Source organism: Leisingera sp. ANG-S5, assembly GCF_000813925.1.
GTDB lineage: Bacteria > Pseudomonadota > Alphaproteobacteria > Rhodobacterales > Rhodobacteraceae > Leisingera.
Genome location: NZ_JWLH01000025.1, coordinates 12302 through 35315 on the forward strand (window position 1 = coordinate 12302; position 23014 = coordinate 35315).

Genomic DNA, 23014 nt, shown 5'->3' on the forward strand with positions numbered 1-23014 from the left:
CCTGACGTTACGGAACAGAAAAGGAGGCCAAAAGGCCCCCTTTGACTACCCCTTTTTGCAGGGAAACTGTTTCATCCGGTCAGTTTGCCGCGGTCAGGCCGCGGCTTCCTGGGCCTTCAGCTCCAGCCGCCGGGCGTGCAGCACCGGCTCGGTATAGCCAGAAGGCTGCACCCGCCCCTTGAAGACCAGATCGCAGGCCGCCTTGAAGGCGATGGTGTCATACCCCGGTGCCATTGCGCGGTAGGTATTGTCGCCGCGGTTCTGCTCATCCACCACCTTGGCCATCTTGCGCAAAGAGCCCATCACCTCCTCTTCCGAGACGACGCCATGGTGCAGCCAATTGGCGATGTGCTGCGCCGAAATCCGGCAGGTGGCGCGGTCCTCCATCAGGCCGACATCATTGATGTCCGGCACCTTGGAGCAGCCGACGCCCTGATCCACCCAGCGCACCACATAGCCCAGGATGCCTTGCGCGTTGTTGTCCACTTCGCGGGCAATCTGGCGCGGGGTCCATTTGCGGTAGGTGGCCAGCGGGATTTCCAGGATACCGTCCACATGGGCGCGGCGGCCGCCCTCTTTCAGCTTGGCCTGCACCGCCAGCACATCCACCTTGTGGTAATGCAGCGCGTGAAGTGTGGCGGCAGTCGGGCTCGGCACCCAGGCGCAATTGGCGCCGGATTTCGGATGCTCGATCTTCTGCTCCAGCATCGCCGCCATCATGTCGGGCATCGCCCACATGCCCTTGCCGATCTGCGCCTTGCCGGACAACCCGCATTCCAGGCCAATGTCGACGTTCAGGTTCTCATAGGCGCCGATCCAGCCCTTGCGCTTGATGAAATCCTTGCGGCTGAACGGCCCCGCCTCCATCGAGGTGTGGATCTCGTCACCGGTGCGGTCGAGGAAGCCGGTGTTGATGAAGGCCACCCGGTGCTTGGCGGCACGGATGCATTCCTTGAGGTTCACCGAGGTGCGGCGCTCCTCATCCATGATGCCGATTTTCACGGTGTGGCGCGGCAGGCCCAGGATATCCTCGACCTTGCCGAAGATGCGGTCAGTGAACGCCACTTCCTCCGGCCCGTGCATCTTGGGTTTCACCACATAGACAGAGCCATGGGCAGAGTTGCCGCCCTCGCGCTTCAGGTCGTGTTTGGCGATCATCACGGTGATCAGCGCGTCCAGCAGGCCCTCGTATGCCTCGTTTCCGTCCTGATCCAGCACCGCCGGGTTGGTCATCAGGTGGCCGACATTACGCACCCACAACAGGGCGCGGCCCTTGACGGACATGGCGGATCCGTCCGGGGCGGTATAGCCGAAGTCCGGGTTCAGGCGGCGGGTGATGGTCTTGCCGCCCTTCTCCAGTTCCGCCTCCAGATCGCCCTTCATCAGGCCCAGCCAGTTGGAATAGGCCTGCACCTTGTCCTCGGCATCGACGCAGGCGACCGAATCCTCGCAGTCCATGATCGCCGACATCGCGCTTTCCAGCCGCACATCGGCCAGCCCGGCCTGATCGCGGGCGCCGATGGCGTGGGCGCGGTCAAAGACCAGCTCCACATGCAGCCCGTTGTTGCGCAGCAGCACCGCTTCCGGCGCCTTTGGGTTGCCGCGGTAGCCTGCGAATTTCTCCGGCTGCGCCAGCGGCAGGTCGTCGATCAGCAGCTGGCCGTCCTGCACGTGATAGCGGCGCACGTCGGCGTGGCTGGCGCCATTGATCGGGAAGGCCTCGTCCAGAAACACCCGCGCCCGCGCCACAACCCGCGCGCCGCGGCCCTTGTCATAGCCGCCCTTGGGGGCCGGGGTGCCCATCGCGTCAGTGCCATAGAACCCGTCATAAAGGCTGCCCCAGCGCGCATTGGCCGCGTTCAGCGCGTAGCGGGCATTGGTGATCGGCACCACCAGCTGCGGCCCCGGCACCTTGGCAATCTCCGGGTCCACGTTCTGGGTTTCGATCTCAAAATCGCCACCCTCCGGCAGCAGGTAGCCGATCTCTGTCAGAAACGCCTTGTAGGCCTCGTGGTCATGCGGCTTGTCGCGGTTGGCGATATGCCAGGCGTCGATTTTGGCCTGGATGTCCTCGCGCTTGGCCAGCAGCGCCCGGTTTTCCGGGCCAAAGGTGTTCACCAGCTCCGCCAGGCCTTTCCAGAACGCCTCCGCCTCGATCCCGGTGCCCGGCAGCGCCTGCTTCTCGATGAACTCCGCCAGCTCCGGCGCAACCTGAATTCCCTGTTTTTCGACCCGGTTCATGCTCTGCTCCTTCCGGCGGTACACCACTGTATGCTGACACCTGTCTAGGATAGAGGTTTCCGATCGGCAACAAAACAGGCGCCTTGTGAAACCGAACTCAATTTCTTGATTTTCAAGAAAGTGCTGCGGATTTTCCGGAAGCCGCATTTCAACCGCCAATCCGCTTGCAGTCCCGCCCCTATCCTCTACACCTGAAAAGAAGCAGTGCAGAGGAGAACGAGAATGGCCAAAGACACGCCCCAGACCTTCTACCTGAAAGACTACACGCCCTTTGGCTATGACGTCGAAAGCGTTCACCTGACCTTCCGCCTGGCGCCGGAAACCACCCGCGTCCTGAGCAAAATCCGCTTTGCCCCGAAACCGGACGCGGCAAACAAGACCTTCTTCCTGCACGGCGAGGATTTGCAGCTGATCTCGGCCAAAATCGACGGCCAGGCGGTGACCCCGGAACTGGTCGAGGGTGGCCTGAAATGCGATGTGCCCAGCGCCCCCTTCACCTGGGAAGCCGAGGTGGAGATCAACCCGGCCGGCAATACCGCGCTGGAAGGGCTATACATGTCCAACCGCATGTACTGCACCCAATGCGAGGCCGAGGGCTTCCGCAAGATCACCTATTACCCCGACCGCCCCGACGTGATGTCCACCTTCACCGTGCGGATTGAGGGCGACGAGCCGGTGATGCTGTCAAACGGCAATCCCATGGGCCAGGGCGAAGGCTGGGCCGAATGGCACGACCCCTGGCCGAAACCGGCCTATCTGTTTGCGCTGGTGGCCGGCGATTTGGTGAACCATCCCGGCAGTTTCACCACCATGTCCGGCAAGGAGGTGGAGCTGAACATCTGGGTCCGCCCCGGCGACGAAGGCAAATGCGCCTTTGGCATGGAGGCGCTGAAGAAGTCGATGAAATGGGACGAGGACGTCTACGGCCTGGAATACGACCTGGAGCTGTTCAACATCGTCGCCGTCGACGACTTCAACATGGGCGCGATGGAGAACAAAGGGCTGAACATCTTCAACTCCTCCTGCGTTCTCGCGTCGCCCGAAACCTCCACGGATGCCAATTTCGAACGCATCGAGGCGATCATCGCCCATGAGTATTTCCACAACTGGACCGGCAACCGCATCACCTGCCGTGACTGGTTCCAGCTGTGCCTGAAGGAGGGCCTGACCGTCTTCCGCGACGCCCAGTTCACTGCCGACATGCGCTCTGAGCCGGTGAAACGGATCGACGACGTGATTACGCTCCGCGCCCGCCAGTTCCCCGAGGACAACGGCCCGCTGGCCCATCCGCCGCGCCCCGAAGCCTTCCAGGAAATCAACAACTTCTACACTGCCACCGTCTATGAAAAGGGCGCCGAGGTGATTGGCATGCTGAAGCGGCTGGTGGGCGATGACAACTACTACAAGGCTCTGAAGCTCTATTTCGAGCGCCACGACAGCCAGGCCTGCACCATCGAGGACTGGCTGAAAGTGTTCGAGGATGCGACCGGCCGCGATCTCCAGCAGTTCAAGCTGTGGTACAGCCAGGCCGGCACCCCGCGGGTCAAGGTCTCGGAAGATTACGCCGATGGCACCTATACTCTGACATTTGAGCAATCGGCGCCGCCGACGCCGGGCCAGCCCGACAAGGCGCCGCGGGTCATTCCGGTGGCGGTGGGCCTGTTGTCCCCCAACGGCGGCGAGGTGCGCGGCACAGAAGTGCTGGAACTGACCGAAGCCAAGCAAAGCTTCACCTTCGGCGGCCTCGCCTCCAAGCCGGTTCCTTCTATCCTGCGTGAATTCTCCGCCCCGGTGATCCTGGAGCGCGAGACCACCAACGCCGAACGCGCCTTTTTGCTGGCCCACGACACCGACCCGTTCAACCGCTGGGAGGCCGGCAATGCGCTGGCCAAAGAAACCCGCGTGGCGATGGTGCTGGACGGGGCCGCGCCCGATGCCGCCTATCTCGACGCGCTGGAAAAACTGGTGCGCGACGACGATCAGGATCCGGCGTTCCGCGCCCTGGTGCTGTCGCCGCCCAGCCAGTCGGACATTGCCCAAACCCTGCATGAGCGCGGCTATACCCCCGATCCGCAGAAGATCTACGACGCCGCAGAGACCTTCGCCCAGACCCTGGCGCAGCAATTGGAAACCAGCCTGCCCCGGCTCTATGCAGCCACCACCGTCGAAGGCCCCTATTCCCCGGATGCCGAAAGCGCCGGCAAACGCGCCCTCAATGGCCGCATCCTGTCGCTGCTGACCCGGCTCGACGGCGGTGAACAGGCCGCGCGCCAGTATGCCTCTGCCGACAACATGACCCAGCAGTCTGCCGCGCTGGCTGCCCTGATGAAGGCGGAGAACGGCGAAACGCAAAGCCAGGCGTTCTTTGATCAATGGCAGGACGACCGGCTGGTGATGGACAAGTGGTTTGCCCTGCAGATCGCCTGCGCCGCGCCGGAGAAGACAGCTGCAACCGCTGCGGCGCTTACCAAACACCCGCTGTTCGACATGAAGAACCCAAACCGCTTCCGTGCGGTGATGGGGGCGCTGGCCGGCAATCACGCGGGCTTCCACCATTCCAGCGGCGAGGGTTATCAGTTGCTGGCCGACAACCTGATCGCGCTGGACAGGCTGAACCCGCAGACCACTGCCCGCATGTGCGCCGCCTTCCAGACCTGGAAGCGCTATGATGCAGGGCGCCAGTCGATGATCCGCGCCCAGCTGACACGTATTGCGGATACAGAAGGCCTCAGCCGTGACACCAATGAAATGGTGACCCGGATCCTGGATGCCTGAAACGCCTGTCACACCAGTCCCGGCGGAGGACTATAGCTTCTCCCGCCGGGGCCGCTCCCGGGCGGCCATTATTGCAACGGGCGGCTGGCTGGCTGCCCTTCTGGTGCTGTGGCTGGTGCTGGACGCCGCCCTGTGGCTGGTGATCCTTCTGGCACTTCCCGTTCTGCCTGCCATTGCGGACCTGATCCGCAACCCGCTGTCCGGGCTGAATATTTCCCAAGACCGGATTGAATGGTTTACCGGTAAGCTGACCGGACAGGCGCAGCTGGATGAGATAGACCACGTGCGGTTCGACACCCGCTGGGACTTCTCGGTGCGCGCGACGCTGGTCCTGCGCAACGGAAAGCGAATCCGCCTGCCGCAGGAGGCCACCCCGCCGCACGGCGAAGCCGATGCCGAATTTCAGAAGCGCGGCATCCGCACGGAACGCCACCATTTCACGGCGTTCTGAAAGCCTCCGTCAATCGCGCGGCAAAACCATTTTGGATTTTAAACAGCCTTGCGCGGTTAACCGCCCAAGCGCGTTAACTTCCTCAGTGCCGCCATCTTTGCGCCCCATTGCCTGACGAAACTGTGAACAACGATAAGCTGCCACGTATCAGGAAGCACAAATGCTCACACAGTCTCGACAGGCACGGGATCTTCTGTCCCGCATATCAGGCCTGGTTTCCAGCCGGTCCCGGCCTGCTGCGCGCCAGGTCCCAGCCCCTTCACCAGCCCCTGCCGCTGCCGGTCAGAATCCTGCACGGCGGCTCGAAGACAGCCTGTCCATCCCGGTCCGCAGCGAACACGGCGACCCCGAGTGCATCGCGGCCCAGGACCGCGGCCAGTTCCTGGCCCGCCAGGAGCTGTGGGAAGATCTGTCGCAGCAGATCCGCGACGCTGACGAGACCCGCGCCGCCGCCCGATGCGGCCTGCCGCTGGCCGATCTCATCGCCTATGGCGCCCGCGCCGATGTGGTGACAGCAACCGAACATGCCCTGACCGAAAGCCAAAACGCCGGCAGCCGCGCCCTGATCCGTGGCCTGATGGCGTTTGAGGCGCTGCGGGCAGAGAACCGCCACGATCCGTATCTGACAGCCCTGGTGGCGCTGGCCCATATCGATATCGGCTGGGCCTGGCGCGGCACCGGCGGGCAGGATACGCCACCCCCGAACCAGCGCCGCTGCGCCGCTCATTTCGACCGTGCCGCGGCCCTGCTGGACCCGATTGCGCAGTCCAGCCAGAACAGCCCGTTCCTGCTGGCGGCGCAATGCGCGCTCTATGCCGGCCGCCGCAGCGGCACCATGCAGGTGGCAGACGCCTACAGCGCGCTGATTGATCTGGCCCCCGGCAACCACCGCCACATGCGCGCGCTTGGCACACAGATGCTGCCCGGCGCTTCAGGCTCCTATGCCGCGCTGGAGCTGGAAGCCCGCCGCACCGCTGCCCGCACCGAACAGACCTGGGGCGCAGGCGGCTACGCTTGGGTCTATTTTGACGCCATCTCCATCGACGATCAGGCCTGCGCCCGCGTCGACACCCAGTTCTTTCTGGACGGGCTGCGCGACATCGTGCGGGCCAACCCCTCGCAGGAGATGATCAACCTGCTGACCGCCTATTGCACCGTTGCCCTGTCCAAGGGGCCGGACCGGGACCCGCAGGGTGACAGGCAGAGGCTGAAGATCGCTGAGGCCGCAAACTGGCTGATCCGCGATCACCTGAGCGAATTGCACCCGCTGGTCTGGGCCCACGCAGAGGAAGGCTTCGACAACAGCACCCGCATCCGCTCGGTCAGCCGCTTCGCCGCCCGCGGTCACGCCGGCGCGCTGCAAGCAATTGCCGCCCAGTTCCGTGAGGAAATCGAAAACGGCCAGCAGGTTGCCTTTACAGAACAAGGCCTGCAGCTCACTTCAGCTTGAAGATTTTTTTTTGAAAAGAAAAACGGGGCCGCGGCCCCGTTCCATCATTTCTTCTTGAAGGCATCCATCAAAGCCGCGCCCAGCGCCCCTGTGCCTTGGCCGGAACCCTGATCACGGCTCTGGCCGCCCTTGGGTGCGGCAGGCGTCCTGCCCTTGCCGCCTCCCTGATGCCCGCCCGGCTTGCCGCCACGGCGCGGTCCCGCGCCCTTGGCCGGGCCGCGGGCGTTCCGCTCCTCCTTGGCTGAGGCGCCCCCGTCCTTCTTCATCGTCAGCCCGATCCGCTTGCGCGGCACATCCACCTCGGTGACCGTGACCTTGACCACCTGGCCGGTCTTCACCACCTCATGCGGGTCCTTCACAAACCGGTCGGCCAGCTGGCTCACATGCACCAGACCATCCTGATGCACGCCGATGTCGACGAATGCGCCAAAGGCCGCGACATTGGTCACTGTGCCCTCCAGCACCATGCCAGGCTTCAGGTCGGTAATCTCCTCCACCCCGTCCTTGAAAGAGGCCGTCACGAAAGACGGGCGCGGGTCGCGGCCCGGTTTTTCCAGTTCCTGAAAGATGTCGCGCACGGTGGGCAAGCCTACCTCTCCGCCCACAAAATCCTCCACCCGCAGGGACTTCAGCGCCGCGCCGTCGCCCATGATCTGGCGGATATCGCGCCCGCAGGCAGCGACGATCTTGCGTGCCACATCATAGCTTTCGGGGTGAACTGACGAGGCATCCAGCGGCTCCTTGCCGTCGCGGATGCGCAGGAAGCCCGCGCATTGCTCAAACGCCTTGGGGCCAAGCCGCGCCACCTTCAGCAGTTCCTTGCGCGAGCTGAATGCGCCGTTCATGTCGCGGTGCGCCACAATCGCCTCCGCCAGGCCGGGGCCAAGGCCCGAGACATGAGAGAGCAGCGGCGCCGACGCCATGTTGAGGTCGACGCCAACTGCGTTCACCACGTCCTCGATCACGGCCTCCAGCGACTTCGACAGCTTGTGCTGGTCCACATCGTGCTGGTACTGGCCGACACCGATGCTCTTGGGCTCGATCTTCACCAGTTCCGCCAGCGGGTCCTGCAGGCGCCGGGCAATCGACACCGCGCCGCGCAAGCTCACATCCAGACCGGGAAACTCCCGCGCTGCCAGTTCGGACGCGGAATAGACCGAGGCGCCGGCCTCAGACACCACCACTTTGGTCGGCGCCTTGATCTTGGCAGGCAGATGTTTCAGCACCTCCGCCACCATCCGCTCCGTCTCACGGCTGGCGGTTCCGTTGCCGATGGCGATCAGCTCCACGCCATGTTCGGCAATCAGTTTCACAATCGACACCTGCGCGCCGCGCAGATCGTTCTTCGGCTGGAACGGGTACAAGGTCTCTGTCGCCACCAGTTTGCCGGTTGCATCAACCACCGCCGCCTTGACGCCGGTGCGGATGCCCGGGTCCAGCCCGAGGGTCGGCCGCGCACCGGCCGGAGCTGCAAACAGCAGGTCCTTGAGGTTGCGGGCAAAAACCTGAATGGCGTCTTCCTGCGCGCGGCCGCGCAGATCGCCCATCAGTTCCAGCATCATCGAGAGGCTCAGCTTCACCCGCCAGGTCCAGCCCGCGACCTTGCGCAGCCACTTGTCGCCTGGGCCATTGCCGCCCGCGCCCAGCTCCGCCGCGACCATTCCTTCCGCCCGGGCCACGCCCTCTTCCGGCTCCGGTCCCACGTCCAGCGTCAGCACGCCTTCGTTTGAGCCGCGAAGCATCGCCAGCGCCCGGTGCGAGGGCACATCCGCCCAGCGCTCCGAATGCGCAAAATAGTCAGAGAACTTGGCGCCCTCCTGCTCCTTGCCCTCAATCACCTTAGCGGTCAGCACCGCCTCCCGCTGCAGGAACTCCCGCAGCCGCCCCAGCAGGGAAGCGTTTTCCGTCAGCCGCTCGGTCAGGATATCCCGCGCGCCGTTCAGCGCGTCCTTCACCGTGGCCACGGCCTCGGTGATATACCCTTCCGCCAGCTTCTCCGGATCGGCACTGCGGTCGCCCAGGATGGCATCTGCCAGCGGCTCCAGCCCGTTTTCCTTGGCGATCATCGCTTTGGTGCGCCGCTTGGGCTTGTAAGGCAGATAGATATCTTCCAGCTGCGCCTTGGTCTCCGCTTTGGCGATCGAGGCCGCCAGATCATCGGTCAGCTTGTCCTGCCCCTTGATCGACTCAAGGATGGCGGCGCGGCGCGCTTCCAACTCCCGCAAGTACGCCAGCCGTTCCGCCAGGGTGCGCAACTGGGTGTCATCCAGCCCGCCGGTTGCCTCCTTCCGGTAGCGTGCGACAAAGGGGACCGTGGCGCCTTCATCCAGCAGCGCAACCGCGGCGCTCACCTGCTTGGCGACGGCGCCGATTTCCGTGGCAATGGTCTGGCTGATGCGGGCGGATGTGTCCAAGGCGGCCTCCTGTTGAACTGCTCGGGCTGCCAGTTCTAGCCCTCCTGATGCACCCCGCCAAGAGGCTGAATCTGCCCCAAGCGAACCATTGCGAAGGGCCGCGTCCGTCCGAGGGTGGACGCGAAGCGCCCGCCCGTGGGGGCGGACGGGCGCTGCCCGGGCTTGCAGCCCGTGCAAAATAAGGGCTATCCGCACCGCGCAGAATTTTCTCCGTCACCTGCCCTCTTGCCCCTGCGCGCCGCCGGGCCTAGAACGCTGTGCAACTGAAAATGACATTGTGCCGGTGAAACATCGCACCATGCCACTGCAACTGACATTCGGATACGGCGGAAAACCATGCTCGACCTGACATATGAACTCCCCAAGCCCAAGGTGATCGCGGGCGCCAAGCATGACTGGGAACTGGTCATCGGCATGGAGGTGCACGCCCAGGTCAGCTCCAATGCCAAGCTGTTCTCCGGTGCCTCCACCAAGTTCGGCGCCGAGCCGAACTCCAACGTGGCTTTCGTGGACGCGGCGATGCCCGGCATGCTGCCGGTGATCAACGAATACTGCGTCGAACAGGCCGTGCGCACCGGGCTGGGGCTGAAGGCCGATATCAACCTGTGGTCCGCCTTTGACCGCAAGAACTACTTCTACCCCGACCTGCCGCAGGGCTACCAGATTTCCCAGCTTTATCATCCCATTGTAGGCGAAGGCGAAGTGCTGGTGGAACTGGGTGACGGCACCGCGCGCAACGTGCGGGTTGAGCGTATCCACATGGAGCAGGACGCGGGCAAGTCGATCCACGACATGGACCCCAACATGTCCTTTGTCGACCTCAACCGCACCGGCGTCTGCCTGATGGAGATCGTCTCCCGCCCCGACATCCGGGGCCCAGAGGAAGCCGCCGCCTATATCGCCAAGCTGCGCCAGATCATGCAGTACCTGGGCACCTGCGACGGCAACATGCAGAACGGCAACCTGCGCGCCGACGTGAACGTCTCGGTCTGCCTGCCGGGCCAGTATGAGAAGTACCAGGAAACTCAGGACTTCAGCCACCTCGGCACCCGCTGTGAGATCAAGAACATGAACTCCATGCGCTTTATCCAGCAGGCAATCGAAGTCGAGGCGCGCCGCCAGATCGCCATCATCGAGGGCGGCGGCAAGGTTGAGCAGGAAACCCGTCTGTACGATCCGGACAAGGGCGAAACCCGCTCCATGCGTTCCAAGGAAGAGGCGCATGACTACCGCTATTTCCCCGACCCCGACCTGCTGCCGCTGGAAATCGAGCAGGCCTGGGTTGATGATATCGCCGCCAACCTGCCGGAGCTGCCGGACGAGAAAAAGGCGCGGTTCATCAACGACTTCGGCCTCTCAGACTATGACGCATCGGTACTGACCGCAGACGTGGAATCGGCGGCCTTCTTTGAGGAAACCGCCAAGGGCCGCAGCGGCAAGCTGGCTGCAAACTGGGTCATCAACGAGCTGTTCGGCCGCCTGAAGAAAGAAGACCACGCGATCACCGAATCCCCGGTCTCTCCGGCCCAGCTGGGCGGCATCATCGACCTGATCGCCTCTGACGCCATCTCCGGCAAGATCGCCAAGGACCTCTTTGAGATCGTCTATACCGAAGGCGGCGACCCGGCGCAGATCGTCGAGGAACGCGGCATGAAGCAGGTGACGGATACCGGCGCCATCGAGACTGCTTTGGACGAAATCATCGCCGCCAACCCGGCGCAGGTGGAGAAGGCCAAGGTGAACCCGAAGCTGGCGGGCTGGTTTGTCGGCCAGGTGATGAAGGCCACCGGCGGCAAGGCCAACCCCAAGGCGGTGAACGAGCTGGTCGCCAAGAAACTGGGCGGCTGATCCGCCGCACATCCGATACCGGAAGGGCGCCCCAAGCGGCGCCCTTTTTCGTGCCGGAAACGGGGGTGTCCTGCGTGCACCCCCTGTACACCCCCTGTGCACCGGGCGGTGCCTTTCCCCGCCACTGCAGCGGAATTCCCCGACTTGACCTTCGCCGCGCCAAGGGCTTTCCTCCCGCCAAAATCCCGGAGGTTTCATGCAGCCCAATTTCGATCAGGAACTTGAGGACCGTCTGGTCCGCTACGCCGCCATAGACAGCCAGAGCGACGAGACATCCGCCGCCACTCCCAGCACTGAAATCCAGTTCGGCATGCTGAACCTGCTGGTGGCGGAGCTGCAGGAGATGGGAGCCGCAGACGTGACGCTGACGGATTACGGCGTGGTGCTGGCGACCATTCCCGCCACAGCGCCGGGGCCGGCCATCGGACTGCTCGCCCATGTGGATACCGCGCCCCAGTTCAATGCCACCGGCGTCAAGCCGCGGGTGATCAAAGGGTATGACGGCGGTGATATCACCTTCCCCGACAATCCGGACCTGGTGTTGTCGCCGCAGAAATCCCCTTATCTGGCCTCCAAACAGGGCGATGATCTGATCACCGCCTCCGGCCTCACCCTGCTGGGCGCAGACGACAAGGCGGGCGTCGCCATCGTCATGACGCTGGCGCAGCACTTGCTGGCAAACCCGGAGATCCAGCATCCGAAGATCCGCCTCGCCTTCACCCCGGACGAGGAGATCGGCCGCGGGGTCGGCGAACAGCTGCCCAAGGACCTGGGTGTGGACTTCGCCTATACGCTGGACGGCGGCGACGCAGGCGAGATCGTCTATGAGAGCTTCTCTGCCGACCGCGCGGTGGTGAGTGTGAAGGGTGTGTCGATCCACCCCGGCTGGGCCAAGGAAAAGATGGTCAACGCCGCGCACCTGGCCGCGAAGATCGTGCAGACCCTGCCGCAGGCCACCATGACCCCGGAAACCACCGCGGGCCGCGAAGGGTTCATCCACATCACCGACATGAACGGCGGGTCTTCGGAGATGGAGATCAAGCTGATCCTGCGTGACTTTGAACTGGACGGGCTGGCCGCCAAGGGCACCCTGCTGCGCAGTGTCTGCGAGGCGGTGCAAGCCACTGAGCCGCGGGCGGAAATCACCTGTGAGATTTTCCCGCAATACCGCAACATGCGCTATTGGCTGGAAAATGACATGACGCCGGTGGAGCTGGCGCTGGCGGCCTGCCGCGCGCATGGGATCGAACCGATCTCTGCCCCGATCCGCGGTGGCACAGATGGATCGCGCCTGACTGAATTCGGGGTGCCGACACCCAATATCTTCACCGGCATGCAGAATGTGCACGGGCCGCTGGAGTGGATTTCGGTGCAGGACATGGCCAAAGCCACGGAGGTCTGTCTGACCCTGGTGCAGATGGCGACGTCAGAGGGCTGAAACAGCCCAGAAACCGGAATTCTGCGAAAATTCCGGCTCGGAAAACACGTGTTTTCCGGGCCGTTTTCCGCGCCGGAAAACGGCGAAGGACCGCGCATTGCCCAAACGCCCTGCCCCTTGACCGCCCCCCCCATTCCGCTAAACCTGCGCTCAAGACAGGAGACGTTCATGCAAGCATTTGAATACAAGGTTGTCCCCGCCCCGGCCAAGGGCACCAAGGCCAAAGGGGTGAAGACGCCGGAAGCGCGCTTTGCCAATTCGATCGAGATCCTGCTGAACGAGATGGCCGCCGAGGGCTGGGAGTTCCAGCGCGCCGAGCTGCTGCCGAGCGAGGAGCGCTCCGGCATGATGGGCTCGGCCACCAACTGGCGCAACGTGATGGTGTTCCGCCGCGCGCTGGCGACGGACAAGCCTGCTGAGAAGGCCGCGAGCACCCGCAAGGAGCCTGCCGCACCGTCGGTGGAATTCCGTCACAGCGAACCGGAAACACCGCGGCTGACGGCGGCCGCAGGCGACCCGGAGGCACCGCCGGAAGCGGAACAGGTGCCCGGCCCCGGCGCTGCAAAAATGCAAGCCGATGACGGGGTTGAGGAGCTGAGCCCGGTCTCCGGCATGACCGCCGCGCTGAAGGCACGGGCCGGGATCAAGGACGGCGATAAAGAGTAAGCTCTTGGAAGGGCGGGCAGATTGCCCGCCGCTTTTTGGTCTCAGGCGCCGATGTCCAGCGCCAGCGCGTGGATGCGCGGCACGATGTCCCCCAGCGCCTTATGCACCGCGCGGTGCTGCTGCACCCGGTTCATGCCCTGAAAGGCCCCGGCACGGATCCGCACAGCGAAATGGCTCTCGCCTGAGCCATCGTCGCCTGCGTGGCCTGCATGTTTGTGGCTTTCGTTGACCACTTCCAGCGCGGTTGGCGCAAAGGCCGCCTGCAGCGCCGCTTCCATTTCCTGCTGAACGCTCATTTTCCGCTCATCCCCATCTTTTTTGCCTGCGCCCCCTTCAATCTGGCGCCCCTTAGACTAAACTGCTGCCTCCGAGTCGAACAGATGCGTCTAGAAGGTGCGCCCATGTCCAAATCCGATCCCTTTGGCTTCGATATGTCCGTCCGCTCCGCCAAGAAGAAGAACCCGCGCGGGCGGCGCGCAGCCAGCGGTGCCTCCGAGACGTCCCAGCGCGTGTGCGACAAGGACGGCTGCGAGGAGGCCGGCAAGTTCCGCGCGCCCAAAGCGCCGGATGTGCTGGATGACTTCTTCTGGTTCTGCCAGGAGCACGTGCGCGAGTACAACAACCAGTGGAACTTCTTTGAAGGCACCACCGAGGCAGAGATGAACGCGCAGCGTTCCAAGGATAAGGTCTGGGAGCGCGAGACCAAGCCGCTGGGCGACCCGGAGGCGCGCGCCTGGGCACGGCTGGGCATCGAGGACCCGCATCAGGTGCTGGGCGCCAATGCGACGCAGAATCCGGGCCGCGCGGCCAAGGCGGGCCGCCGCCTGCCGCCCACTGAACGCCGCGCCATCGAGATCCTGGAAGCCAAGGACGACTGGTCCAAGGCCGACATCCGCAAGGCCTACAAGAAGCTGATCAAGGTGCTGCACCCCGACATGAACGGCGGTGACCGCAGCCAGGAAGAACAGCTGCAGGAGGTCCGCTGGGCCTGGGACCAGATCAAGGACAGCCGCAGCTTCAAGTGAGCCAGAGGCGGATTTCCGGAAACCGGGGCGGCAGCAGCCGCCCTTTTTTCATTGCCGCGCCATAGGTTGCGATGGGCGGTCTTTTGCCGAAAGTTTATGATAGAAATTTTATTTCTTTGACGCATACCGCCCTGACCGGTTACGCAGGGGCATGCCGGGCGCAGCTGTCCCCCCAAAAGCGCGACATAACCGGCAAAACGCGCCCCCTGCTGCCCGGCTGGGGGCGCTTTGAATTTCCCCTGCAGCGCTGAACTGCCTGGTCGGCCCGCTCTGGCCCGTCCAGTTGCGGATCAATCGCACGTTCAGCTGGCTTCCGGCGCGACTTTCCCTTGCCCTTGGCGGCCAGATCAGGCACCAATCCCGCGAATTGGCCCCTGACAGCAGGGAAGAGGGATAAGGACCGACTGCGATGACCGACGGATTTGTGGATATGGATGCGAAACCGACCGAAACGATTTCGGTGCGCGATGTGTTCGGGATCGACACTGACATGACGGTCAAGGGCTTTGCCGACAGCTCAGAGCGCGTCCCGGCGATGGACCACACCTACAAGTTCGACCCGGAAACCACGCTGGCGATTCTGGCGGGCTTCAGCCACAACCGCCGCGTGATGATCCAGGGCTACCACGGCACCGGTAAATCGACCCATATCGAACAGGTTGCGGCGCGGCTGAACTGGCCCTCCGTGCGGGTGAATCTGGACAGCCACATCTCCCGGATCGACCTCATTGGCAAGGACGCGATCAAGCTGCGCGACGGCAAGCAGGTGACTGAGTTCCACGAGGGCATCCTGCCCTGGGCGCTGCGCAACCCGGTTGCGATCGTGTTCGACGAATACGACGCGGGCCGCGCCGACGTGATGTTTGTGATCCAGCGGGTGCTGGAGCATGACGGCAAGCTGACCCTCCTGGACCAGAACGAGATCATCACCCCGAACCCGTTCTTCCGCCTGTTTGCGACTGCCAATACCGTTGGCCTGGGCGACACCACCGGGCTTTATCACGGCACCCAGCAGATCAACCAGGCGCAGATGGACCGCTGGTCGCTGGTCTCGACCCTGAACTACCTGAGCCATGACGCCGAAAGCGCCATCGTTCTGTCCAAGGCGCCGCATTACAACACCGCCGAGGGCCGCAAGAAGATCTCTCAGATGGTAACCGTTGCAGACCTCACCCGCACAGCCTTCATGAACGGCGACCTGTCGACCGTGATGTCGCCGCGGACGGTGATCAACTGGGCCCAGAACGCCGAGATCTTCCGCAATGTGGGCTATGCTTTCCGCCTGTCGTTCCTGAACAAATGCGACGAGCTGGAGCGTCAGACCGTGGCCGAGTTCTACCAGCGCTGCTTTGACGAAGAGCTGCCGGAAAGCGCCGCCAGCGTGAGCCTGGGGTGATGTCGCTCCCTTCCGACATCTTTCCGGCTCAACAGACACCTGAAGCTCTGGAGCAGGCCTCTAGCCTGATCCAGAGAATCGAGTTGGAACTTGATGAAGGGAACAGCGATCCTCCTGCACTGCAAAACCTGCAGCAGCTGACAGGCAACGTGTCACTGAAAGCAGAAGACTACTTTCAGATCTCCAGTGCTATGGGATACGACGACGCGGCGGAACTTGCTTTCTGTCCGACCGCACGAAGAATCGAAAATCTCCAATTCGAAGACTTTCTGCGCCTTTGCGAGATTGTTCTGCAAAACACAGCAACTCCCCAATTCGAGTATTGGTTCGAAGTGTTTTGCTTGAATGCAAATTCGAGCAATGCAGGCGACCTTATTTTTAGCCCACCACAAGAGTGGATTGAGCGCTTGGCCTCTAAAGGGGAAATTGCCAGCGAAACGACACGGCTAACTTTTCAGCCCACTGCTAAGCAGCTTGCAACTGAGGCATGGAAAAGTGATGCGATCCTTTTGTAGGGTAACAAAATGAAAAAGCCGAACGACAACCCAGCCGATCCGTTCAAGAAGGCGCTGGCCGAAGCCACCAAGGTGATGGCCGACGACCCGGAACTGTCGGTCAGCTATACGGTCGACCCTTCGGGCCTGTCCGGTGACAACATGCGGCTGCCGCAGGTCTCCCGCCGGATGACCCGCGAGGAGGTGCTGCTGGCCCGTGGCACCGCGGATGCGCTGGCGCTGCGCCACAAGTTCCACGACGACGCTACCCACGCCAAATACGTGCCGCAGGGCGAAATGGCCCGCGATCTCTATGAGGCGATGGAAACCGCCCGCTGCGAGGCGATGGGCGCGCGGCATATGCCCGGCACCGCGTCGAACATCGACGTCAAGATCCGCAACGAGTCGATCCGCCGCGGCTATGACCAGATGAAGTCCTCCTCCGAGGCGCCGCTGGCTGCCGCCGCGGGCTATCTGGTGCGCCATCTGGCAACCGGCCGCGAGCTGCCCGAAGGCGCGGGCAACATCATGGAGCTGTGGCGCGGGTTCATCGAATCCCAGGCCGGCGGCACGCTGGAGAACCTGGACGAAACCATTGCCGACCAGGCCGCCTTTGCCAAGCTGGCACGGCAGGTAATCTCCGACCTTGGCTATGGCGACCAGTTGGGCGACGACCCGGATGAGCTGGACGACGAGGCCAATGATGAGGCCGAGGACAACGCCGAGGAGCAGCAGGATCCGGACAGCACCGGCCAGGACGATAGCGAGGAGGAGCAGGCCGACGCCTCTCCTGAGCAGAGCCAGGAGCAGCAGCAGGACGAGAGCCAGGCCCAGGTCTCGATGGACGAAATGGCCGACGATGATCTGGCCGAGGACACCGAGATGCCCGATGGCGAGGCGCCGCTGGAGCCGCCTGCCCCGCCGCCGGTCTCTGACGCCGACCCGGACTACAAGGTGTTCCTGGATGCCCATGATGAGGAAATCAACGCCGAGGAACTGGCCGAGCCTGCCGAGCTGGAGCGCCTGCGCGCCTATCTCGACCAGCAGCTGGAGCCGCTGAAGGGCGCCGTCAGCCGCTTGGCCAACAAGCTGCAGCGCCGCCTGCAGGCGCAGCAGAACCGCAGCTGGGAGTTTGACCGCGAAGAAGGCATCCTGGATGCAGGCCGCCTGGCGCGGGTGGTTGCCAACCCGACCACGCCGCTCAGCTTCAAGGTCGAAAAGGACACCGAGTTCCGCGACACCGTGGTGACGCTGCTGCTCGACAACTCCGGCTCTATGCGCGGCCGCCCGATTTCCATCGCGGCGATCTGCGCCGACGTGCTGGCCCGCACGCTGGAGCGCTGCAACGTGAAGGTTGAAGTCCTCGGCTTCACCACCCGCGCCTGGAAAGGCGGCATGGCGCGCGAGGCCTGGCTGAACGACGGCCGCCCGCAGCAGCCCGGCCGCCTGAACGACCTGCGCCACATCATCTACAAGGGCGCCGACGCCCCGATGCGCCGCACCCGCGCCAATCTGGGCCTGATGATGAAAGAGGGCCTCTTGAAGGAAAACATCGACGGCGAGGCGCTGGAATGGGCGCACCGGCGGATGGTGGCGCGGCGCGAGGCCCGCAAGATCCTGATGGTGATCTCCGACGGCGCGCCGGTGGATGATTCGACGCTGTCAGTGAACCCGGCGAACTATCTGGAGAAGCACCTGCGCGACGTGATTGCGATGGTGGAGAAGCGCAAGCAGGTGGAGCTGCTGGCGATTGGCATCGGCCATGACGTGACCCGCTATTATGAGCGTGCGGTGACGATCACCGATGTTGAGCAGCTGGCCGGCGCCATGACCGAACAGCTGGCCGCCCTGTTCGACAGCGACCCGCGCGCCCGCGCCCGGGTGATGGGCATCAAACGGGCGAGCTGATCCTGTAGCGGACAAAGGCAAGGGCGGGCTCCCGCGCCTGCGGCCTGCATCTGCAGATGCCGTCCTCAGCCTTGGGCATGGCCGCGCGCTGACGCTCGCGGCGGCGCCGGATGCCCTGCATCCGGCGCGTGGCCCAACGAGCCGCAGCGCATCTTGGATGCGCCAAGGACGGGCGGGAGCCTCGCCCGATTCAAGCCTTCCCGCTTGTTCCGTCAGGTCCCGGCAAATCTCTCTGCCGCCGCCCTTGCCAGCCGCAGGGGTATTTGGGACAAGAAGGGGCGCGCGGCTGCTCAGCCCCGCGCCTTTTCTTTGCTGCGGCACTCAGGGTTTCCCCTGCTGCCGCCCCGCCCCATTAGCAGGAGAGACGCCGATGTATCAGACCTTCGATGTGACCGCCCGCCCGGACCAAGGCCCGCCCCGTCTGGCTGCCCTGCGCAAGGAACTGGCGGCGGAAGGTCTCGATGGATTCCTGGTGCCGCGCGCCGATGCCCATCAGGGCGAATACGTGGCGCCGCATGATGAGCGCCTTTCCTGGCTCACCGGCTTCACCGGCTCCGCAGGCTTTTGCGCGGTGCTGCGGGAGATTGCCGGCGTCTTCATCGACGGCCGCTACCGCACCCAGGTGAAACGGCAGGTCGCCACGGACTATACCCCCGTGCCCTGGCCCGATGTGCAGCTGGCGGACTGGCTGAAAGAACAGCTGCCCAGCGGCGGCAAGGTGGGCTTTGATCCCTGGCTGCATGCTGCGGGACAAATCACCTCGCTGGAAAAGGAGCTGAAGGGCAGCGGCATCACCCTGGTTCAATGCGATAACCTGGTGGACCGGATCTGGGCGGACCAGCCCGCGCCGCCGATGAACCCGGTGGCCGCGCACCCGCTGGACTACGCAGGCGAAAGTGCGGCGGACAAATGCGCGCGGCTGGCCAAGGGACTGCGCGAGGCAGGCCAGGCGGCGGCGGTCATCACCCTGCCCGACAGCATCATGTGGCTGTTGAACATCCGCGGCAGCGACGTGGCCCGCAACCCGGTGGCGCATGGCTTTGCCATCCTGCACGATGACGCGCGGGTGGATCTGTTCATGGCTGCGGAGAAGCTGGACGGGCTTGAGGGCCACTTTGACAGCTCCGTCACCGTGCATTCGCCGGAAGACTTCCTCAAAGCCACTGCAGCACTCAACGGGTCAGTCGCTGCCGACTCCGGCACCGTGCCGCAGATCGTGGCGGACAAGCTGGGCGAACGGCTGGTGCCCGCAGGCGACCCCTGCGCCCTGCCTAAGGCCCGCAAGAACGCCGCCGAGATCGCGGGCAGCGCGGCAGCGCATCTGCGTGACGGTGCCGCCATCGTGGGAATGCTGGCCTGGCTGGATGCGCAGGCACCCGGCACCATTACCGAGATTGATGTGGTGAAGAAGCTGGAGAGCCTCCGCAGTGCCGACCCTGCCCTGCGCGACATCAGCTTTGAAACCATCGCAGGCACCGGCGAGAACGGCGCCGTCATGCATTACCGCGTGACTGAGGAGACCGACACACGGCTGGAGGACGGCCACCTGCTGGTGATGGACAGCGGCGGCCAGTATCTGGACGGCACCACCGACATCACCCGCACCATCGCCATCGGCACGCCCGGCGAGGAGGAGCGCGCGGCCTTTACCCGCGTGCTGCAGGGCATGATCGCCATGTCCCGCCTGCGCTGGCCCAAGGGGCTGGCGGGCCGCGACATCGAATGCATCGGGCGGATGCCGCTGTGGCTGGCAGGGCAGGATTTCAACCACGGGCTTGGCCACGGCGTCGGAGCTTACCTGAGTGTGCATGAAGGCCCGCAGCGGCTGGCGCGCACCAGCCATGTGCCGTTTGAGCCCGGCATGATCCTGTCCAATGAGCCGGGATACTACCGCGAGGGTGCCTTTGGCATCCGGATCGAGAACCTTCTGGTTGTTGAAACCGCCCCGGCCCTTGACACCAGCGACGCAGAGCGCGACATGCTGTGCTGGCGCACGCTCACCTTTGCCCCGGTTGACCGGCGGCTGGTGAATGCCTCCATGCTGACAGCAGACGAGAAAGACTGGCTCGACAGCTACCACCAGGAGGTTCTGGCAAAAATCGGCCCGCAGCTCAGCCCCGCCGCAAAGGCGTGGCTTGATGCCGCAACCGCCCCCTTGTGACACGGCAGTGTTACATAGGCTGAACACAAGACGACAAGACCGAAGAGAATGGGAAAACACGCATGACCACTATCCGTATCCGCAAGGCCGAAGGCACCTGGACTGTCCGCTCAGGCGGCGCCGTATTGGGGGAAACCTCCAATGCACTGGAGCTGTCGGAGGGCGATCTGGATCCGGTCATCTATTTCCCGCGCGAAGACATTGCGATGGCGTTCCTGGACCGCACCAGCAAGACCACCCACTGCCCGCACAAGGGTGACGCCAGCTATTTCTCGATCGCCAACAAGTCCTCGGTGACCGAAAACGCCGCTTGGAGCTATGAGGACCCCAAGGATGAAGTTGCAGAGATCAAGGGCCACCTGGCCTTTGTGCTGAGCGACTCCGTCAAGGTGGAACAGGTCTGAACCGCCCGCCCGGCTTCACTGCGGGAGTTTCGCGCAGCTGCGGCCGTCCTGCCAGACGGCAATAAGTTAAAAAAACAAGCACCGGTGCCTTGGCGCCGGTGTTTTCACTTGGGGGTTCTTAGGCCGACAAAGCCCTGCCGCTGTCCAAAACAGCGGCTGTCTGCCGTCCGGCACAATCTAAGGGGATCAGGTCAGGACGGCCCGGCTGAGGTTCAGCCTGGCTTGCTCCAAAGAGTCGCCTGCACCGAGAATATCCGTTTCGCGCGCACATTGGATTGCGTAGTTGATTGCCGCTTCCAGTGCTGCCCGTTCGTTTTCCCGCTCGTCCGCCTTGTGTTTCGCACCAGCCTCTTGCGGGCCAGTTTCGAAGTTTCGCATTTTGGTTGCCTGCCGATGTGAGTGTTTTTGCGACTTATTCACGTATTGTTGAGTCAGACTTTGATGCAGAGCAATGCGCAGATTAATTAATCCTTAACCTGTATCCAAAATCTCACATATCCGGGGAGCAACGCGGAAAGTTTCCCCTAAACCGGCACGGGTTTGCACTGGCGCCGCTGCAACTGCTCTGCCTGCCCTACCTGTGCTCCTCGGCGGCGGTGGCGGCCAGGGCGCGGTTGTAGGCCTTCAGCGCGTCCACATGATAGAGCGCACCGATGACCTGCTCCTTGCCGTCCTCTTCCATCACCACAGGCAGATAGGGCACATCGGCCCGGTCGAAAACCGGCATCGCCGCCTCCAGCGAGGCAGCCGCACGGATGCACAGCCCCTCCTCCACCAGCGCCTGGCAGTCCTCCGGGCTGGCGCAGCGGCTGTCGCCCATCGGCCGCATCACCGCGCCTGCGCGGATCAGCGCCAGCAGATAGGCCTGCGGCCCGGCGGCGCAGTGAATGTCGCGGCGCTCCAGCTGGGTCAGGAAGAAGGACCGGTCCACCAGCCGCGAGGCCAGCGCGGTGGACATGGAAACCGACACCATCACCGCCAGGCCAATCTGCCAGTCGCCGGTGAGTTCAAACACAATGAGGGTGGTTGAAATCGGCGCACCCAGCACCGCGGCGGCCACTGCCCCCATGCCGGCAAAGGCGTAGAGCGTGTGGGTGCCAGACACATCCGGCAGCACCGAGGTGGCGATCAGGCCGAAGGCCAGCCCGGTCAGCGCGCCGATCATAAGCGAGGGCGAGAACACCCCGCCGCCCATGCGCCCGCCCATGGTGATGGCCACGGCGGCGGTCTTGACCACGGTGAAGATCACCGCCTGCCCCAGCAGCAGTCCCCCAGTGAGGGCCAGAACCGTGGTTTCATAGCCGACGCCGATGATATGCGGGAACCAGACCGCAATCACACCCAGCATGGCGCCGGACACAGCAGGGCGCAGCCAGCGCGGCAGCATCAGGCGTTTCTGCACCGCATTGCCCACCTTGTCGGCAAAGAAGATCGCCCGCATCTGCGCGACGGCCACCAGGCCGCAGATCAGCCCGAGGATCAGGAAGGCGGGCAGCTCCACATAGAACTGCAGCGCACCCGGCGTATTGAGGGTAAACTCAGTCACGTCGCCGTATTCCAGCCGGTTGATCACGGTGCCCGCGACCGAGGCCACCACGATCGGCGCAAAGGCGTTGACGGAGAAATGCCGCAGCACCACCTCCATCGCAAACAGCGCGCCCGCAATCGGCGCGTTGAAGCTGGCAGAGACACCCGCGGCCACCGCACAGCCCAACAGGTCGCGCCCGGTGATACCGTCGGCGTTGATCCGGTTGCTGACCCAGGTGGAAATCACCCCGGCCAGGTGCACCACCGGCCCTTCCCGGCCCGTGGACCCGCCTGTGGAGAGCGTGATGAAGGACGCCAGCGCCGAGGCCAGACCCTCCTTGTGCTCCACCCGGCCGTCATGCAGCGCAGCACCTTCGATCACATCGGCAACAGAGCGCACACGGGCATCCGGTGTGAAACGGTCGAGGATCAGACCCACCACCAGCCCGCCGCCCGCGGCGATGCTGACCAGCACATACCATGGCAGATCCTGCGCGTAGGAATGCAGGTAGTCGACATCCGGCGCGCCATAGACCCAGGCCTGCAGCGCCGCGATCCCCTTGCGGAAGAACAGCGCGGCAAAACCGGCGGCGATGCCGATCAGGAGCGCGATCAGCCAGAACTGGAACTGGCTGGGGCCGCGGTGGCGCAGCACCCGCCAGATGTCCTTGAGGCCGGCCAGCCATTGCAGGAGAATTGCGGAAAGGGACGAACGGATTTCTTGCACCATAACCTGTCAGCGGGTCTTTTTGTTTTCTGTGGCCCCTAGCTGCCACAGTCCGGTTAAAGAACCCTCACCCAGGCTATGGAACCGGC

The 23014-nt window shown here is 63.9% G+C and carries 17 protein-coding genes; 12 read left to right on the forward strand and 5 right to left on the reverse strand.

The genetic code is table 11. From position 1 onward, the window contains the following. Positions 1–93 precede the first annotated feature (93 nt). On the reverse strand, positions 94–2241 hold the full coding sequence (locus RA25_RS20680) for a malate synthase G (protein WP_039174788.1): 2148 nt from the start codon (positions 2239–2241) through the stop codon (positions 94–96). Positions 2242–2463: 222 nt separating this feature from the next. Between RA25_RS20680 and pepN the strand changes: the two genes are divergently transcribed. The 3 genes from pepN (at position 2464) to RA25_RS20695 (ending at position 6917) form a co-directional block, all read left to right on the forward strand. Next, the gene (gene pepN, locus RA25_RS20685; RefSeq protein ID WP_039174789.1) at positions 2464–5016 is read left to right on the forward strand and encodes an aminopeptidase N; all 2553 of its coding nucleotides are present in this window, start codon (positions 2464–2466) and stop codon (positions 5014–5016) included. After that, on the forward strand, positions 5009–5467 hold the full coding sequence (locus tag RA25_RS20690) for a hypothetical protein (RefSeq protein WP_039174790.1): 459 nt from the start codon (positions 5009–5011) through the stop codon (positions 5465–5467). The genes pepN and RA25_RS20690 overlap by 8 nt, the downstream gene beginning before the upstream one ends. A 160-nt stretch (positions 5468–5627) precedes the next feature. Continuing rightward, entirely contained in the window at positions 5628–6917 is a 1290-nt protein-coding gene (locus RA25_RS20695) for a hypothetical protein (protein WP_039174791.1), read from the forward strand. Positions 6918–6961: 44 nt separating this feature from the next. Here RA25_RS20695 and RA25_RS20700 read toward each other — a convergent pair whose 3' ends face one another. Next, positions 6962–9331, reverse strand: a complete 2370-nt coding sequence (locus RA25_RS20700) for a Tex family protein (RefSeq protein WP_039174792.1) — start codon at positions 9329–9331, stop codon at positions 6962–6964. A gap of 336 nt (positions 9332–9667) precedes the next feature. Here RA25_RS20700 and gatB point away from each other — a divergent pair, with 336 nt between their 5' ends. From gatB to RA25_RS20715, 3 genes are all read left to right on the forward strand, one after another. Beyond that, a complete protein-coding gene (gene gatB / locus RA25_RS20705) occupies positions 9668–11179 on the forward strand; it encodes an Asp-tRNA(Asn)/Glu-tRNA(Gln) amidotransferase subunit GatB (protein WP_039152206.1) in 1512 nt (503 codons plus the stop codon). A gap of 196 nt (positions 11180–11375) precedes the next feature. Continuing rightward, complete coding sequence (gene pepT / locus RA25_RS20710; RefSeq protein ID WP_019294974.1) at positions 11376–12617, forward strand: peptidase T; 1242 nt, start codon at positions 11376–11378, stop codon at positions 12615–12617. A 168-nt stretch (positions 12618–12785) separates the two neighbouring features. Beyond that, on the forward strand, positions 12786–13283 hold the full coding sequence (locus tag RA25_RS20715) for a DUF4177 domain-containing protein (protein ID WP_039174793.1): 498 nt from the start codon (positions 12786–12788) through the stop codon (positions 13281–13283). 41 nt (positions 13284–13324) lie between these two features. Here RA25_RS20715 and RA25_RS20720 read toward each other — a convergent pair whose 3' ends face one another. After that, positions 13325–13579, reverse strand: coding sequence for a BolA family protein (locus tag RA25_RS20720; protein ID WP_039152211.1), 255 nt, complete (start codon positions 13577–13579; stop codon positions 13325–13327). Positions 13580–13684: 105 nt separating this feature from the next. Between RA25_RS20720 and RA25_RS20725 the strand changes: the two genes are divergently transcribed. The 6 genes from RA25_RS20725 to RA25_RS20750 all read left to right on the forward strand — a co-directional run bounded on the left by RA25_RS20725 (position 13685) and on the right by RA25_RS20750 (position 20671). Next, positions 13685–14308: a DnaJ domain-containing protein gene (locus RA25_RS20725; RefSeq protein WP_039152212.1), complete on the forward strand. Its 624-nt coding sequence runs from the start codon at positions 13685–13687 to the stop codon at positions 14306–14308. Positions 14309–14717: 409 nt separating this feature from the next. Next, positions 14718–15704 (forward strand): cobaltochelatase subunit CobS, encoded by a 987-nt coding sequence (gene cobS, locus RA25_RS20730; protein WP_019298280.1) that lies wholly within the window; start codon positions 14718–14720, stop codon positions 15702–15704. Further along, the gene (locus RA25_RS20735) at positions 15704–16219 is read left to right on the forward strand and encodes a hypothetical protein (protein ID WP_039174794.1); all 516 of its coding nucleotides are present in this window, start codon (positions 15704–15706) and stop codon (positions 16217–16219) included. The genes cobS and RA25_RS20735 overlap by 1 nt, the downstream gene beginning before the upstream one ends. A 9-nt stretch (positions 16220–16228) precedes the next feature. Continuing rightward, entirely contained in the window at positions 16229–18106 is a 1878-nt protein-coding gene (gene cobT, locus RA25_RS20740; protein ID WP_039174795.1) for a cobaltochelatase subunit CobT, read from the forward strand. A 370-nt stretch (positions 18107–18476) separates the two neighbouring features. Further along, complete coding sequence (locus tag RA25_RS20745; RefSeq protein WP_039174796.1) at positions 18477–20267, forward strand: aminopeptidase P family protein; 1791 nt, start codon at positions 18477–18479, stop codon at positions 20265–20267. A 62-nt stretch (positions 20268–20329) separates the two neighbouring features. Further along, positions 20330–20671 (forward strand): DUF427 domain-containing protein, encoded by a 342-nt coding sequence (locus RA25_RS20750; protein WP_019298283.1) that lies wholly within the window; start codon positions 20330–20332, stop codon positions 20669–20671. Between the two features lie 186 nt (positions 20672–20857). On the opposite strand, the gene RA25_RS20755 is transcribed toward RA25_RS20750, so the two are convergent. Together RA25_RS20755 and RA25_RS20760 are read right to left on the reverse strand one after the other, a co-directional pair. After that, complete coding sequence (locus RA25_RS20755; protein WP_039152219.1) at positions 20858–21049, reverse strand: hypothetical protein; 192 nt, start codon at positions 21047–21049, stop codon at positions 20858–20860. Positions 21050–21245: 196 nt separating this feature from the next. Beyond that, positions 21246–22928: a chloride channel protein gene (locus RA25_RS20760; RefSeq protein WP_019298285.1), complete on the reverse strand. Its 1683-nt coding sequence runs from the start codon at positions 22926–22928 to the stop codon at positions 21246–21248. Between the last annotated feature and the right edge of the window lie 86 nt (positions 22929–23014).